The organism is Sphingomonas cannabina (assembly GCF_021391395.1).
GTDB classification, from domain to species: Bacteria; Pseudomonadota; Alphaproteobacteria; order Sphingomonadales; family Sphingomonadaceae; genus Sphingomonas; species Sphingomonas cannabina.
In genome coordinates, this window is the sequence record NZ_CP090059.1 from 1,126,283 (window position 1) to 1,140,852 (window position 14,570).

Below are 14,570 nucleotides of genomic sequence, written 5' to 3' on the forward strand. Positions count from 1 at the left end.
GCGGTGGATGAAGTCGGACCGGGACGAGGCGATCGAGGACGATCTCGCGGCGATGCGTCGCTACGCCCGCGCGCTCGCCCGCGACGACCAGGATGCCGACGACGTCGTGCAGGACGCGCTGCTCCGCGCGATTGAGCGGCATCGGAGCTACCGGCCCGGGCATGACCGCCGCCGCTGGCTGCTCGCCATCGTCCACAACGTCTTCGTCTCGGGCAAGCGGCGCGAGGCGGCCGAGGCGCGGCGCAACGATCGCTTCGCCGAGACGCTGATGGCGCATGTCGACCCGGAGCAGGAGCGGCGCGCCCATCTGGCACGGATCGCCCGGTCCTTCGCCGCGCTGCCCGAGCATCAGCGCGCCGTGCTCCACCTCGTCGTCGTCGAGGGACTCAGCTATCAGGCGGCGGCCGACGTTCTCGGCGTGCCGGTCGGGACGGTGATGTCGCGCCTCGCCCGGGCGCGTGCGACGCTGAGGGATGGCGACAGCGGGCAGGAGCCCGGGGCCGCGCAGCTGCGGGTAGTGGGAGGACAGGATGCTGGATGAGCCGTCGGAAATGGACCTCCATGCCTATGTCGACGGCCAGCTCGATCCCGGCCGCCGCTTCGCAGTCGAGAGCTATCTGTCGGAGAACCCGCCGCTCGCGGCGCGGGTGATGGGAGAACTCGGCACGCGGACGGCGCTGCACCTGCTCGCCGACGATCCGCGCCCGGTGCCTGCCGAGATGGCGGAGAAGGCGGCGGCGCTGCAGCGGCGGCCGGCCCGTGCCCTCCTGCGCAAGGCGGTGCCGGCGGGCGCGCTGTCGCTGGCGGCGGCGGCATCCGCCTTCCTGCTCCTGCCGGGTCGGCCGCCGGCCTATGTCGACATGGCGGTCGCGTCGCACCGCGTCGCGATGATGCGCGCGCACATGGCGTCGCAGGTCGAGGCGCCGACGTTCGACGCGGGAGAAATCCTGGCTCGCACCAGCATCGCCGTACCGACCTTGCCGACCAATTGGCAGGTGACCGACGTCCAGGTCTTTCCCACCGACAAGACGCCGGCGCTTCTCGTCGCGGTGAAGACCCCCGAAGGGCGCAGCATGTCGATCTTCGCGACGCGCGAGGCGAGCGACGCGCCGGAACGGCCCGATGCCGTCCGGGAGGGGCTGCAGTCGGTCGCCTATTGGCGCCGCGGCGACATGTCCTATGCGCTGACCGGCGACGCCGATCCGATCGCGATGGACGATACCGCCGAGGCTTTGGCGCGCTACTGGTCGTGACCTAGGCTGGGACGGATCGGCATTCTAATCCTCCCCCGCCAGGGGGAGGTGGCACGCGAAGCGTGACGGAGGGGGAGGACGTTCGGCGCTATCGAAACAGGCGACATCGCTGACCGCCCCCTCCGTCGCCTTCGGCGCCACCTCCCCCTGGCGGGAGAGGATTGGGAAGAGCCGAGAAAGCTGAAATGCCGATCCGCGCTAACCATCAGGCGGACACCGCCTCGCGATAGCGCGGCGCCACCTCGCTGCGCGACAGGCGGCTCTGCATCGCCAGGCGCGCATCGTTCATCACGGTCCAGTCCGTTTCGTCGGCGAGCGGGGGGATGGTCACGCCCTCGCGGCGGTCGAAGCCGATCAGCGCGGCGTCGACCAGGTCGTGCACGTCCATGACGAAATCGGGCGGGAAGCTGTCGACGTCCTTGCCCGAGCGCTCCCAGATTTCGGTGCGGGTCGCGCCGGGCAGCACCGCCTGGACATAGACGCCCTGGTCCTTGAGCTGGTGGGCCAGCGATAGGCTGAGGTTGAGCAGGTGCGCCTTGGACCCCGAATAGACGCCGTCGTAGAATTCGGGCGCCAGCGCCAGGACGGAAGCGATGTTGACGATCGCGCCGGTCTTGCGCGCGGCGAACGTCTTGACCGCGGCGCCGGCGAGGCGGGTCGGGGCGGTGATGTTGAGCGCGACGATGTCGTCGATCTCGGCCGGCTCGGCATCGAGCAGCGTGCCTTTCATCGACTTGCCGGCGTTGTTGATCAGCAAGGTGACCGACGGATCGGAAGCGAGGCGCGCTTCGACCGCGGCAAGGTCGGTGCGGTCGGTGAGGTCGGCGCGCAGCACCTCGACGGTGCGGCCGGTCTCGGCGCGCAAGCGCTCGGCCAGCGCCTCCATGCGGGCGGCGTCGCGCGCCACCAGGATCAGGTCGTAGCCGCGCCGGGCGAGGCGATCGGCATAGACGGCGCCGATGCCGGTGGACGCGCCCGTGACGAGCGCGGTTTCATTGAGGGCCTTGGTCATGTCTCGTATCTCCCGCGGCTCGGGATCGAGTCGCTTGCATTTTGATAGTTATGTCACTATCATTCTGCAATGGACACCGAGAAATTTTCCGCCGGCATCTGTCCCGTGGCGCGTGGGCTCACTCGTGCGGGGGATATGTGGAGCATGTTGATCCTGCGCGACGCGGGGCTGGGCCTGACGCGCTTCGACCAGTTCCAGAAGAGCCTGGGGATCGCGCCTAATATCCTGACGCGGCGGCTGGCGGCCCTGACCGAAGCGGGCCTGCTCGAGCGGCGCCAGTACAGCGCGCGGCCGCCGCGGCACGAATATGTGCTGACCGAATGCGGGCGCGATTACCTGCCGATCCTCCATGCGCTGGGCGCGTGGGGGGCAAGGCACTTCGGCGGCGGGCCGCTGAGCGCACTGGTCGAGACAGGGAGCGGGCGGGCGGTGGAACCGGTGGTGGTCGACCGCGCGACCGGGACTCCGCTCGACGCGATGGGACTGGAGCTGCGGCGGCCGTAAGGTGCGCCTGCGCCTAGCGGCCCGCCATCTCCAGAATCGTCCGCCATTCCTCCTCGCGCACCGGCGTCACCGACAGGCGGGAGAGGCGGAGCATCTCGAGCGCCTTGAGGCGGGGCTCGGCCTTCATCTCGGCGAGAGTGACGGGGCGGGGGAGCGCCTCCACCGCCTTCACCGCGACGCTGGCCCAGTTGCCGTCCTCGCCGTCGGGCCGCCAGGCGCGGGTGATTTCCATGATGCCGACCGCCGCCTTCTGCTTGCCCGAATGGTAGAAGAAGGCGCGGTCGCCTGGCTGCATCTCCTTGAGGAAGATGCGCGCGGTGGCGTTGCGGACGCCGTCCCATTCGGTCGACGTATCGCGGACGAGGTCGTCCCAGCCGTACGTCTCGGGTTCCGAACGCATGATCCAATAGGCCATTGCAGCAAAGTCCCTTCTGGCTGAACCTGTGGTAAACGGAGCATTACGGGTGAGTTCAGATGACCCTTGCTAGGGCAGGCAACAAGCTCGGTCGATGGTGCGTTCGTTCGTCAAAGCGACCTGGCGTGTCATGAGGAGCATCGAGATGCGCAACCTGTTCAAGAAAGCGACGCTTGGCCTGGCGCTCGGCGCGACCGCGCTCGTCGCGACGGCGGCGCCGGCCGAGGCGCAGCGCTGGCGCGGCGGCTGGGGTCGCGGCTATTACCATCACCACCACGACCGGACGGGTCCGGCGATCGCCGCCGGCGTCCTGGGGCTGGCGGTCGGCGCGGCGATCGCGTCGGGCAGCCGCGACCGCTATTACGACCGTCCCTACTACTACGACCGCGGCTATTACCCGCGTCCCTATTACTATGAGGACGATTACTACTATCGCTATCGCCCGCGCTGCTACACCGAGTGGCGCTACGACCCTTATTGGGGCGATCGCGAGCGGATCCGCATCTGCCGTTGAGACGGCAGCCATATGACGAACGGCGGCGCGGGAGCCTCGGGGTTCCCGCGCCGCTTTTCTTTTGCGCGCGGCTGGGGCAGGAGGCGCGGTCATGAGCGACACTCCTCCCGACCGGCTTTCGACCAATCCGCGCAGCCCTCATTTCGACGGGGAACTGCTCCGCCGCGGCATCGGCATCCGCTTCAAAGGGCAGGAGCGCCGTGACGTCGAGGAATATTCGATCAGCGAAGGCTGGATCCGCGTCCAGCTCGGCAAGAAGGTCGACCGCCACGGCCAGCCGCTGACGATCAAGCTCACCGGTCCGGTCGAGGCCTGGTTCGAAAGCCCGGCCGAGGGCTAGGAGGTCTCCGGAAGTTTTATATCGGCCAGGGCCGCTTCCGGCGCAAATGGCATGGGGGGACAGTCTTCAGGTCACGCGCTGGCGCTGTCCTTGGCCGGCGTCGCGCGGGCCTCGGCGGTCAGCACCAGCTCGGCGGCGAGCAGGGCGCCTTCCTGGTCCTGCGCGACCGACGTGCGCTCGACGATGTCGGTCACGAACTGCGGGCCGAAGGGCAGCGGTACCTTCGAACAGTCGAGATAGCGCGTGCCCTTGCGGTCGGCGATGAACAGGTGGTTGCCGCCGGGCCGTCCGGCGACGTCGACGTACTTCCTGAGCTCGATGTAGCCCTCGGTGCCCAGGATGAACAGGCGGCCGTCGCCCCAGGTAGGCAGGCCGTCCGGGGTGAACCAGTCGACCCGGACATAGCCGGTGCCGCCGTCGCCGTTCAGCACCATGTCGCCGAAATCCTCGAATTGAGGATGCTCGGGATGGTTGAAGTTGCCCGTCTGCGACGCGACGACATGCGCGCGCTTGCTGCCCGTCAGATAGACGAACTGGTCGGCCTGGTGGCTGCCGACGTCGGTCAGGATGCCGCCGTTGCGCTTCGTATCCCAGAACCAGTCCGGCCGGCTCGGCGCGGCCAGGCGGTGCGGGGCGAGGTTGACCGTCTGGATCACCCGGCCGATCGCGCCGTCGTGGACGAGCTGGCCTGCCATCACCGCCGCCGGCACCTCGAGGCGTTCCGAATACATGATCCCGTATTTGCGCCCGGTCTCTTTTATCGCCTGGCGGACATCGGCGAGCTGCTGCAGCGAGACGACGGCGGCCTTGTCGCTCAGATAGTCCTTGCCCGCGCGCATAACCTTGATGCCGAGCGGCGCGCGCAGGCTGGGGATCGCCGCGCTGCACACCAGCTTGATCGCGCGGTTCTCGATGATCTCGTCCTCCGACCGGGCCAGCGGGACGCCCGGATAGCGCTTCTGGAACATCGCGATCTGCTTGGGATCGGTGGCGAAGAAGCTCGTCAACACGCCGCCGCCGCGGATCACCGCGTCGGTGATGCCGTAGATGTGGTTGTGGTCGAGCCCGATCACGGCGAAGGGCACGCGATACTTGGCTTCAGGAGCGGGCCGTGCCGGCGCGCCCTCGGTCGGCGCATCGCCACGGGTGGCGGACTGCGCGAGCGCGTCGGCGGCGAAGCCGACGGCGACACTCGCGGAGAGAAGGCCCAGAAGCTCGCGGCGGTTGGATTCGATCACAGCGGGTTCCTCTTGGTGATGCGCATCATTCGATCGTCAGACGGTGACGAGGTCGGTCGGCCAGGTCATGGCCTCGCCGCGGTCCATCGCCTGCTCGCCGAGCAGCGAGGCGACGCTCGCATGATAGGCCTGCGCCAGCAGTCCGGGAAGCGGCTTGCCCGATCGCACCGCCTCGCCGAACCCCTCGAACTGGAGCATCGTCTCGTCATATTCGCCCCAGCCCAGCGATTCCCCCGGCGTCGTGACGGGGAGCTCGGGGAACCAGGTGGCGCCGCCGATCGGAACGGTGCGCTTGTGACCGCGCTTGACGTCCTCCTGCATCCGCTGGAGCGCCAGCACCTTGGGCGGCACCTCCTGATAGATGCGGCCGAGCTCCGGCTCGATCGTCCCCTTGCTGCCTTGGATCTGCTCCTCGCACCCGTAGCGCGCGTTGTTCAGGAGCGAGGTGTAGACGAACTTCCGCCCGCCCGCATATTCATAGACCAGCGCGACATGGTCGTAGACGTCGCGCCCATCCTTCCAGAAGCAGATGCTGCCCGACCCGATCACGCGGGTCGGCACCGCGTCGAGGAACCAGTTGCCGACCTGGAGCTGGTGGGTCGCGAGCTCGGTCATCAGTCCCGCTGAAACGTCGCGATAGAGGCGCCAGTTGATCTGCCGGTCGGTCGCCCCGGACGGGACCGGACGCCGCCAGCTGGTGTTGCGGTGCCAGCTCGCCCGAATCTGGGTAACCGGGCCGATCTCGCCCGCCTTCACCCGGCGCAGCGCGTTGAGATAGGTCGGGTGGAACATGCGCTGATGGCCGATCTGCAGCACCTTGCGGCTGTCCTGCGACTTTCTCACCATCGCGCTGCAATCGGCGATGGTGCGCGCCATCGCCTTCTCGCACCAGACGTGCAGACCCGCGTCGAACGAATCCAGGACGTGGGTCGCATGGACGTTGAGTGGGGTCGCGATGACCACCGCGTCGAGGCCACCGGCATCCAGCATCGCGCGATGATCGGCAAAGGCGGGCGTGGCCGGACTGACCAGCGCGCGTCCCTTGGACAGATGCGGCTCGAAATTGTCGCAGATCGCGGCGACGGTGCAGTTGCGGGTCTTGAGGATGTTCCGGATCAGCGTCCGGCCGCGATCGCCCGTGCCGATCACGCCCAGCCGCACGCGATCGCCCGCGGCCGGCTCGGCTCCCGCGGCGGAGACCGCCCAGGGCGCGGCCGCCGCCATGCCGGCGGCCGCCGTCGCCTTCAGGACGCCGTCGATGAACGCGCGCCGCGTGAGGTCGAAATCCTTGTCGGTCATTGCAGAGCCATCTCACCTGGTTGAACGGGCATCGCCGCTTCACGGCTGAAATCGAACAGGAAGCGGCGCGCCTGCCTAGGGTCGAGCAGGCGTCCGGCCAGATCGTCATCGGCGACGAGCAGCGCCGTGCTCATCACCTCGGCCCGCGCGCCGCTGCGGTCGATGGCAACCGTGGTACGCGGCGCGGTGATGACGGAGGTGTCGGTCGGACGGATCATCGCGGCGCGTTCCGGCGCGGCCGTTCCCGCGCCCACGGTCGACGAGATCGAGAGCGCCTCGTCGCGGAGCTCGAATTCCGCGAGGACTCCCCCCGGCCGGATCGGATGGGGAACCGCGACCGGCCAGCCTCCCCCGAGCGGATGCTCGCCGACGACCGCGATCGAGCTCTCGCCCGCACACAGGAAGGCTGACGTGACTCCCGCCGTCCTCAGCACGTCGCATGCCCGATCGAGCGCGAAACCCTTGCCGAACCCGCCGAAGTCGAGGGCGACGGGCCGCGACGCCTCGATCCGGGCATGGTCCCTATCGAACGCGATCATGTTCCACCCCGTCCCGGGCCTCGACGCATCGGCGGCCGGATCGAACAGGCCATATGTCGCCGCATAGGCCGCCTCGATCTCGACCAGCGCGTCGAGCAGCACCGGATCATTGATACGGCAGTGCCGCCCCGCCATCAGGCACTCGTTGAGCGCTGTCGTCGCTGAGGGGCGGTGGATCGTCAGCGCATCGTCGACCGCCTCGATCGCGCGCCGCGCCGCGAGCAGTGCATCGCGATCGTCCGAGCCGAACAGATGCAGCTCGACCCGCGTCCCCATCGCGGCGAACCGCTCGGGCTGCATCGCAATCATGGGGGTGATCACGGGACGGTCAGGCCTTCACCTCCCAGCCCGGCTCATAGTCGACCGACCAGAGCTTCATCGCCTCGGCGCCGGAGGGCTTGCCCGTCGCGGTGTCGAGCGTGAGCGTCGACTTGGTGCGATAGGCGATGTTGCCGAGGTGGCAGAGCGTGGTGCTGATATGACCCTCGCGGATCGGCGAGGCGAGCGCGCTCGCCCGGCCGCGGATGACGTCGACGAGGTTGCCCGCGTGCAGGACGTCGAGCGCGCCTTCGCCGACCGTCCCGGTGGTCTCGGAGCTCGCCGCCGCAGCCACCTGCCGCACCTGCTTGCCGGCGAGATCATAGAGCTCGAATCCGTTGCGATCGACGACCGCCGAGCCCTTGGTACCAAGGAACAGCACGCCGCGGCCGCGGCCGTAGCGCAGCATGCCGTTGCAGCTGTTCCCGTCCCACCGGATCGCTCGCCCGTCGGGATAGATCAGGTCGAGCGCGAGAGTGTCGTACATCTCCCAATCGTCGCCGCGATAGAATTGGCGCGAGCCGCGCGCCGTCACCGTCTCAGGGAAGGTGAGCCCCATAAGCCAGCGCGCCACGTCGAGCTCATGCATCGCGTTGTTGCAGGTCTCGCCGGTCCCGTACTTCCAGAACCAGTGCCAGTTGTAGGGCACCAGGTTGGAGCGATAGGGCCCGCGCGGGCGCGGCCCCTGCCACATGTCCCAGTCGAGATGCGCCGGCGGCGCGGTCTCATGGCCCCGGCCGATCGAGGTGCGATTGTTGGCATACCAGGTCTGCGCTTCGTACACGTCGCCGAGCTCGCCCGCCTTGATCAGCGCGGCGAGCTGCTGCGTCTCGCGGCTCGAGCGCTGCTGGTTGCCGACCTGCAGCTTGCGGCCGGTACGCTGCTGCACCGCGATCATCGCCTCGCCCTCGGCCGGCGCGAGGCTGATCGGTTTTTCGCAATAGACGTCCCGATCTGCATCCATCGCATCGATCGCCACCTTGGCGTGCCAGTGATCCGGCGTCGCGACGGTCACGATGTCGACAGCCTTGCTGTCCAGCAGCCGGCGGTAGTCGCGCTCGGTTCTGGGCGCGGGATTGCCCTTGGCGGTGAACTCGGCGGCGCGCTTCGCCAGGATCTGCGAATCGACGTCGACGAGGTGGGTGACGGCGACGTTCGGCAGCTTGGAGAAGGCGCTCATATGCGCCTGTCCGCGGCCGTTCACGCCGACCACCGCGACCCGAAGCCGGTCGTTGGCGCCCTTGATCTGCGCATAGCTGCGCGCGCTCATCGCGATGCCGAGCGTGGCACCCGCGCCCTTCATCATCGTCCGGCGGTCGAGCATCGTCATTCCCCTTGCAACTCGCGCAGCTTGATCGAGCGGAAGTCGACACGGTCGCCGTGATCCTGGAGCAGGATCGGGCTCTGCGCGCCCTCGCCGAAGCCCGTCCGTCCGGCGAACTTGCTCTGCGCGACCAGTGCCCGGAACTCGGGCGAGCCGCGCTCGTACTCGACGACCTTGAAGCCGTTCAGCCAATGCTCGACATGCCGGCCGCGCACGACGATCACCGCGCGGTTCCATTCGCCCGGCGGGTTGATCCGCTTGCCCGGACTGTCGGGGTCCGACAGGTTGCGCGCGGGGATCAGGTCGTAGAGCGAACCGAGCGTGCGGTTGCCGTCGCGGCCCATCTTGGCATCCGGATGACGGGCATCGTCGAGCAGTTGGTACTCGAGGCCGACCTGCGTCTTCGGATCGATGCGGTACTTGATCCCGCTGTTGGCGCTGGGCGTCAGCCGGAAATCGACCGACAGCTCGAAGTTGCGATAGTCGCGTGCGGTGACGATGTCGCCGCCGCCCCCTTCGACGGACAGGATGCCGTCGCGGATCGACCAGCCCTTGCTCGGAAAACCGGCGGCCTTGGCGCTGCGCCAGCCCTTCGCGGTGCTGCCGTCCCACAGCAGCGTCCAGCCCGCGCGGCGCTCGCCGTCGGATAGGCGGTTGGCCAGCCAGCCCTGCTGCTCCAGCGAGGTCGCCGGAGACGCGAAACGGGCTGCGTTCTCGCTGATGATCCGGACGTTGCGGAACCGCACCTCGGGCTTCCGGCTCGCCAGCGCGTCGGGGATGGCGTGCACCTGGAATGCGATGAACCCCTGCGCGTCGGTGTCGTCGACGATATCGGCGGCGGGCACGCCATTCACCCAGGTGCGCAGGCGGTTGCCGATCGCCTCGACGCGATAGTGGTTCCAATCGCCCGAGCGGAAGACCCGCCGCGCCGCCTCGTTGCGGCCGAGCGTGTAGAGCCATTGCCGGCGCTGCTCGTCGTAGATGCCGCCGCTCCAGGCGCGCTTCGACGGGTCGATCTCGGCCTGATATCCGAAGACGACGCCGTTGCGGTAATCGGGCCGACTCTGGCCGCGGATCATGACGCCGGAGTTGAGCACCGGATCGGTCTTGGCGTCATACTCCAGGATGAAGTCGCCATATTGCCGGTCGGACACCAGCCAGCTGTTCGCCGATCCCGCCGCGGCGCGTCCGATGAGCTCGCCGCCGGTCACCTCGTACGGCGCCTGCCCGCCCGCGGTGTGCCAGCCGGCCAAGCCGGCCCGGGGCGTGATGTCGACCCATGGCGCCTGCTTCTGCGCCATCGCCGGGGCTATCGCGATGCCTGGCAGAGCTAACAGGCTTAGAGCGGCGATCCCTCGGACTATTGCGCCGGCACCGATCCTGTTTCCGCGAGGGCGAGTCGAGCACCCAAGTCCTGACGATCCCATGGCATTCCCCGCCTTATGTTGCCGCGGTGCCGGCTCCTGCCGATGCGGTCTCTCTTCTCTCGCATCGTTAATCTGTGGTCGGACCACATTGCAATAGCTGTCAGACATTTCTTGCAAAGAAATATGGCTGCCTGCCTGCCAGGTCTTGACGATGGGTCGCCGCGAGCGAAGTAAGACAATTATACGAAGACCGGGCTCGCGTCCGGCTGATCGAACGAGGAACGATATGTCGGCGGAAGAACGGGGTGGCAAACTCTACCGGAAAATCGTCCAGGCGATCGTCGCCGACATCGCCGACGGGGTGTTCCCGGTGGGCACGCGCCTGCCCGCGGAGCGCGACCTGACCGAGCGGTTCCAGGTCAGCCGTCCGACGATCCGCGAGGCGATGATCGCGCTCGAGATGCAGGGCCTGGTCGAGGCGCGCAAGGGATCGGGCGTGTTCGTGCTCGCCTCCTCGACCGCCAATGCCGACCGCGAGCTCGACATCGGCGCGTTCGAGATCACGGAAGCCCGCCGGCTGCTCGAGGGCGAGGTCGCCGCGGTCGCTGCGACCGAGATCGACGAGGCGCAGCTTGCCGAGCTGCGCGAGCTGCTGGCCCAGATGGCGCAGGAGGATACCGAGGCGGCCGAAGCCGCCGACCGGCGCTTCCACATCGCGATCGCCGAGGCGACCGGCAATGCCGTGATCATCTCGGCCGTCACCGATTTCTGGGACATGCGCTTCCGCTCGCCGCTCGCGCGCGAGGTGCTCGCGAAGGCGGGTAGTCTGGGCACCGAAAACCGCATGGCCGAGCATGGCCGCATCCTGAAGGCGCTCGAGGCGCGCTCCCCGGTCGATGCGCGCAACGCGATGCGCGATCATCTCACCCGGCTCATCGACCATCTTCTGCACGTCACCGAAACCGAAGCGGTCGAACGTGCTCGTGCGGAGAGCGATCAGCGCCGGCGCGCCCTGGCCCGCCGCACGGTCTGACACCGGGCCCGATCGGGTCCGTTACCCTCGCATTTCTTCCGAGTTCGCATTCCGGGCATGGGACATGGTGCCCTTGTGGCGCGGCGACTCGTCACACCTGAAATCGCCCCTCTCGTCAGACGCTATTGTCATAGTTGCCTGACAATGATAGCTGACGACTAACAATAAGATACAAACCCGATTGTCAGGAATCATATGCCGAGCGGCCAAAGCGGCTGCCGGCCAATCAGGGAGAGGGGAAATGAACCGCGATAGCCGCAGCAAGCGTCAGCTATTGATCTCGGCGAGTTTGGTGAGTCTCTGTATGGCGTTGCCGGCGTTCGGTCAGGCGACCCCGCAAGCTTCCGCAGAGCAAACCGGCCAGACAGGTGGGCAACCAGCCGCCGATTCTCCCCAGACCGATTCGCAGCCGGACATCGTCGTCACCGGCTTCCGCGCTTCGCTGAACAGCGCGCTGAACCTGAAGCGGGAGGAAACCGCGGCGATCGACAGCATCGTCGCCGAGGACATCGGCAAATTCCCCGATTCGAACCTCGCCGAGTCGATGCAGCGCATTCCCGGTGTCGCCCTGTCGCGTGGCGACGGCGGCGAGGGGCGCAACATCTCGGTCCGCGGCCTCGGCGCCCAGTTCACCCGCGTGCGCATCAACGGGATGGAGGGCGTGTCGCAGGTCAGCGGCAGCGACATCCGCGGCGGTGTCGCCACCGGGCGTTCATTCGACTTCGTGACCTTCCCGACCGAGATCTTCTCGAGCCTCTCGGTACGCAAGACCCTGTCGGCCGACGTAGAGGAAGGCTCGCTCGGCGCGACCGTCGACCTGCGCGCGCCCAAGCCGTTCGATCAGAAGAAGGACTTCGTCTTCTCGGGTACTGCCCGCGGCATCTACAACGATATCGCCAAGGAGGTCGATCCGCGGCTGTCCGCGCTGGTTTCCAAAAAGTTCGGCGACACCTTCGGGGTGCTCGGCAGCGTCGCCTATTCCAAGCGTCACATCGACGAATATGCCTATTCGGCGGTCGACATCTTGCCGTCCTACGTCGCCGGGCAATCGCAATCGGTGACGCTGCCGGGCGCCACCGCTCCGACCAGCATCATCTTCCCCTATTGTACGCCCGTCGGCTACACCTATCAGGGCGTACCGGTGACCAGTCCGGCGCCGGGCTACGCCAACAGCGGCACGTCGGTGGGCGCCGATGCCAACAACTGCAGCGCCGGCAATCCCCGCACCAGCACGAAGGAAGCTTATGACTATATCATGAGCCGGACGGGCGTGTCGGGTCGTCCGGGCGGCGGGGTGTTCCTGCCGCGCCTGCCGCGTCCGGTGAAGGGCAGCCAGGACCAGGAGCGTCTGGCCGGATCGCTGACATTGCAGTGGAAGCCGACCGACAATACCGACATCTCGCTCGACGGCCTCTATTCACGCTTCAAGGTCAATCGCCTCGACACGATGATCGACGCGCGTTCGATGGGCCGGACCGCCGCGAACAACGGCCAGCCGATGATGTCGATCCGCGATATTGAGGTCGACGACAACGGGTCGCTGATCCATGGCCTGTGGGACGGCGTGGACCTGCGCTCGGAGATGCAGGACGAGCGTTTCACCTCGACCTTCCGCCAGGTGAACCTCAACTTCGACCATCGCTTCTCCGACACGTTCCGCGTCTTCGGCATGGCCGGCGTCAATGATTCGCAACTGAAGGTGAACCGTCTGCAGGTCGCGATCGATTCGAACGACACCGACGATTTCTCGATCGACTTCCGCGACAATCCGCATGTCCCGAAGATCGGCTACGGCATCGACCTGACCGACCCGGCCAACTTCCTCTATGGCCCGCCGCTGCCCGACGGCACGCAGCGCGGGCAGATTTCGAACTTCATCCGCAAGAACACCATCGTCAGCAAGACGTTCGAGCTCAACGGCGAATGGGAAGCGGCGCCGAACTTCACCGTTCAGGTCGGCGGCCAGTATCGCACCAACAAATATACCGCGCGCGAGCGCCAGCTGATCCCTGCCCAGTCGCTGCCGCAGCTGCTGCCGGCGGGCGTGTCGCTCGCCGACATCACCTTCGTGACGAAGGGGATCGGCAAGAATCTCGACGGCCAGATGCAGGATTTCGTCGCGATCGATCCGGACAAGTTCCGCGACGCGGTGAACTTCAGCAGCTACCAATATTGCAGCGTGGAGTGCGCCAAGGGCACCTACGGCGGCGTCGACGAGAAATACAAGTCCGGCTACGTCATGGTGAAGTTCGACACCAAGGACGTCCTGCCGTTCGCGCTGCGCGGCGATGCGGGCGTTCGCTACGTCCACACCGACCTCGACACCTACGGCCCGATCCCCACCCAGGCGCCGGCCGGATCGCCCTATCCTTCACAGTACGTGATCTCGCAGGTGAAGCGCTCGTACGAGGACTGGCTGCCGTCGATGAACCTCGCGCTCGACGTCACGCCCGACCTCATTGCGCGCTTCTCAGCGGCGCGGGTGATGTCGCGTCCGTCCTACGGCCAGCTGATCCCCAGCGGCAGCGCGAACATCGTGATCCGCACCGCTTCGATCACCAATCCCTATCTCGATCCGATCCGCGCCAACACCTTCGACGCCTCGCTCGAATGGTATTTCGCGCCCGGCTCGCTGCTGTCGGTCGCCTATTTCTACAAGAACATCGAGACCTATATCCAGAACACCAACCAGCTGGTGCCGTTCCGCGAGCTCGGACTCCCGCTGTCGTTGCTGGAGGGCACGGGCACCGGCGTCACCGCGGACGAACTGTTCAGCGTGACGCGCAGCAACAACACCGACGGCGGGCCGCTGCGCGGGTTCGAGGTGAACCTCCAGCTGCCGTTCCGTTTCCTGCCCGGGGCGTTCAGCAACTTCGGCCTGCTCGCCAACTTCACGCGCGTGCGCTCGAGCATCAACTACATCATCTCGCCGACGATCACACGCAGGGCGCCGCTCGTCGGCCTCTCGCCGGAGACAGCCAGCGGCACGCTCTACTATGAGGATGACAAGTTCAGCATCCGCTCGACGATCAACTATCGCGCGGCGTTCCTCACCGGCGTCCCCGGCCCGACCGACAGCGACGCCAACGTCAACGCCAGCTCGATCTTCGTCGACGCATCGGCGTCATACAACATCAGCGACAACATCAAGCTGATCGCCGAGGTGTCGAACATCACCAACGAGACCAACCGCCTCTACACCGACACCATGCGGAAGGACCCGCTGTACACCGCCTATTTCGGCCGCACCTACGCCCTGGCGGTCAACTTCCAATTCTAGCCCTCCTCCCCTGTCGCCGTGAGCCTCTCCCGGCTCACGGCGAGCTTCGTTCGCTATATCCAAATTTGCCTTACCAATTCTTTGTATCTGGCCTGCTAAATTCAGACCTGCTAACCGTCCACTTGGCGAGAGAG

Annotated in this window: 14 protein-coding genes; 7 read left to right on the forward strand and 7 right to left on the reverse strand. The window is 67.1% G+C overall.

Going from position 1 to position 14,570, the window contains the following annotated elements; all coding sequences use genetic code 11:
* Nucleotides 1–7 precede the first annotated feature (7 nt).
* Entirely contained in the window at nucleotides 8–541 is a 534-nt protein-coding gene (locus LZK98_RS05500; protein WP_233785397.1) for a sigma-70 family RNA polymerase sigma factor, read from the forward strand.
* Nucleotides 531–1,253, forward strand: a complete 723-nt coding sequence (locus LZK98_RS05505) for an anti-sigma factor family protein (RefSeq protein ID WP_233785398.1) — start codon at nucleotides 531–533, stop codon at nucleotides 1,251–1,253. Before LZK98_RS05500 ends, LZK98_RS05505 begins: the two co-directional genes overlap by 11 nt.
* A gap of 205 nt (nucleotides 1,254–1,458) precedes the next feature.
* Here LZK98_RS05505 and LZK98_RS05510 read toward each other — a convergent pair whose 3' ends face one another.
* The gene (locus LZK98_RS05510; RefSeq protein WP_233785399.1) at nucleotides 1,459–2,265 is read right to left on the reverse strand and encodes an SDR family NAD(P)-dependent oxidoreductase; all 807 of its coding nucleotides are present in this window, start codon (nucleotides 2,263–2,265) and stop codon (nucleotides 1,459–1,461) included.
* Nucleotides 2,266–2,409: 144 nt separating this feature from the next.
* Here LZK98_RS05510 and LZK98_RS05515 point away from each other — a divergent pair, with 144 nt between their 5' ends.
* Nucleotides 2,410–2,769, forward strand: a complete 360-nt coding sequence (locus tag LZK98_RS05515; protein ID WP_233785400.1) for a winged helix-turn-helix transcriptional regulator — start codon at nucleotides 2,410–2,412, stop codon at nucleotides 2,767–2,769.
* Between the two features lie 13 nt (nucleotides 2,770–2,782).
* On the opposite strand, the gene LZK98_RS05520 is transcribed toward LZK98_RS05515, so the two are convergent.
* Nucleotides 2,783–3,184, reverse strand: coding sequence for an EVE domain-containing protein (locus LZK98_RS05520; protein ID WP_233785401.1), 402 nt, complete (start codon nucleotides 3,182–3,184; stop codon nucleotides 2,783–2,785).
* A 145-nt stretch (nucleotides 3,185–3,329) separates the two neighbouring features.
* Here LZK98_RS05520 and LZK98_RS05525 point away from each other — a divergent pair, with 145 nt between their 5' ends.
* The gene (locus tag LZK98_RS05525) at nucleotides 3,330–3,698 is read left to right on the forward strand and encodes a hypothetical protein (RefSeq protein WP_233785402.1); all 369 of its coding nucleotides are present in this window, start codon (nucleotides 3,330–3,332) and stop codon (nucleotides 3,696–3,698) included.
* 91 nt (nucleotides 3,699–3,789) lie between these two features.
* Nucleotides 3,790–4,038 carry a DUF3297 family protein gene (locus LZK98_RS05530; protein ID WP_233785403.1) on the forward strand — a complete coding sequence of 83 codons (249 nt, stop codon included), beginning with the start codon at nucleotides 3,790–3,792 and terminating at the stop codon, nucleotides 4,036–4,038.
* Nucleotides 4,039–4,109: 71 nt separating this feature from the next.
* On the opposite strand, the gene LZK98_RS05535 is transcribed toward LZK98_RS05530, so the two are convergent.
* From LZK98_RS05535 to LZK98_RS05555, 5 genes are read right to left on the reverse strand one after another with little or no spacing between them, the layout of a single operon-like run.
* On the reverse strand, nucleotides 4,110–5,276 hold the full coding sequence (locus tag LZK98_RS05535; protein ID WP_233785404.1) for a Gfo/Idh/MocA family protein: 1,167 nt from the start codon (nucleotides 5,274–5,276) through the stop codon (nucleotides 4,110–4,112).
* A 36-nt stretch (nucleotides 5,277–5,312) separates the two neighbouring features.
* A complete protein-coding gene (locus LZK98_RS05540; RefSeq protein ID WP_233785405.1) occupies nucleotides 5,313–6,575 on the reverse strand; it encodes a Gfo/Idh/MocA family protein in 1,263 nt (420 codons plus the stop codon).
* On the reverse strand, nucleotides 6,572–7,423 hold the full coding sequence (locus LZK98_RS05545) for an FAD:protein FMN transferase (protein WP_233785406.1): 852 nt from the start codon (nucleotides 7,421–7,423) through the stop codon (nucleotides 6,572–6,574). Before LZK98_RS05545 ends, LZK98_RS05540 begins: the two co-directional genes overlap by 4 nt.
* A 19-nt stretch (nucleotides 7,424–7,442) precedes the next feature.
* Nucleotides 7,443–8,756, reverse strand: coding sequence for a Gfo/Idh/MocA family protein (locus LZK98_RS05550; RefSeq protein WP_233785407.1), 1,314 nt, complete (start codon nucleotides 8,754–8,756; stop codon nucleotides 7,443–7,445).
* A 2-nt stretch (nucleotides 8,757–8,758) separates the two neighbouring features.
* Entirely contained in the window at nucleotides 8,759–10,057 is a 1,299-nt protein-coding gene (locus LZK98_RS05555) for a 3-keto-disaccharide hydrolase (RefSeq protein WP_233785408.1), read from the reverse strand.
* 352 nt (nucleotides 10,058–10,409) lie between these two features.
* On the opposite strand from LZK98_RS05555, the gene LZK98_RS05560 reads away from it, so the two are divergent.
* Both LZK98_RS05560 and LZK98_RS05565 read left to right on the forward strand, forming a co-directional pair.
* Entirely contained in the window at nucleotides 10,410–11,156 is a 747-nt protein-coding gene (locus tag LZK98_RS05560) for a FadR/GntR family transcriptional regulator (RefSeq protein WP_233785409.1), read from the forward strand.
* Between the two features lie 304 nt (nucleotides 11,157–11,460).
* Nucleotides 11,461–14,436, forward strand: coding sequence for a TonB-dependent receptor (locus tag LZK98_RS05565; protein ID WP_233785410.1), 2,976 nt, complete (start codon nucleotides 11,461–11,463; stop codon nucleotides 14,434–14,436).
* Nucleotides 14,437–14,570 lie beyond the last annotated feature (134 nt).

What these genes read in the sequence shown, in the direction of transcription:
- LZK98_RS05565 (WP_233785410.1), top strand. Translation starts at nt 11,461, where the DNA reads ATGGCGTTGCCGGCGTTCGGTCAGGCGACCCCGCAAGCTTCCGCAGAG.
- LZK98_RS05515 (WP_233785400.1), top strand. Translation starts at nt 2,410, where the DNA reads ATGTTGATCCTGCGCGACGCGGGGCTGGGCCTGACGCGCTTCGACCAG.
- LZK98_RS05560 (WP_233785409.1), top strand. Translation starts at nt 10,410, where the DNA reads ATGTCGGCGGAAGAACGGGGTGGCAAACTCTACCGGAAAATCGTCCAG.
- LZK98_RS05555 (WP_233785408.1), bottom strand. Translation starts at nt 10,057, where the DNA reads ATGGCGCAGAAGCAGGCGCCATGGGTCGACATCACGCCCCGGGCCGGC.
- LZK98_RS05540 (WP_233785405.1), bottom strand. Translation starts at nt 6,575, where the DNA reads ATGACCGACAAGGATTTCGACCTCACGCGGCGCGCGTTCATCGACGGC.
- LZK98_RS05505 (WP_233785398.1), top strand. Translation starts at nt 531, where the DNA reads ATGCTGGATGAGCCGTCGGAAATGGACCTCCATGCCTATGTCGACGGC.
- LZK98_RS05520 (WP_233785401.1), bottom strand. Translation starts at nt 3,184, where the DNA reads ATGGCCTATTGGATCATGCGTTCGGAACCCGAGACGTACGGCTGGGAC.
- LZK98_RS05525 (WP_233785402.1), top strand. Translation starts at nt 3,330, where the DNA reads ATGCGCAACCTGTTCAAGAAAGCGACGCTTGGCCTGGCGCTCGGCGCG.
- LZK98_RS05545 (WP_233785406.1), bottom strand. Translation starts at nt 7,423, where the DNA reads ATGATTGCGATGCAGCCCGAGCGGTTCGCCGCGATGGGGACGCGGGTC.
- LZK98_RS05500 (WP_233785397.1), top strand. Translation starts at nt 8, where the DNA reads ATGAAGTCGGACCGGGACGAGGCGATCGAGGACGATCTCGCGGCGATG.
- LZK98_RS05530 (WP_233785403.1), top strand. Translation starts at nt 3,790, where the DNA reads ATGAGCGACACTCCTCCCGACCGGCTTTCGACCAATCCGCGCAGCCCT.
- LZK98_RS05550 (WP_233785407.1), bottom strand. Translation starts at nt 8,756, where the DNA reads ATGCTCGACCGCCGGACGATGATGAAGGGCGCGGGTGCCACGCTCGGC.
- LZK98_RS05510 (WP_233785399.1), bottom strand. Translation starts at nt 2,265, where the DNA reads ATGACCAAGGCCCTCAATGAAACCGCGCTCGTCACGGGCGCGTCCACC.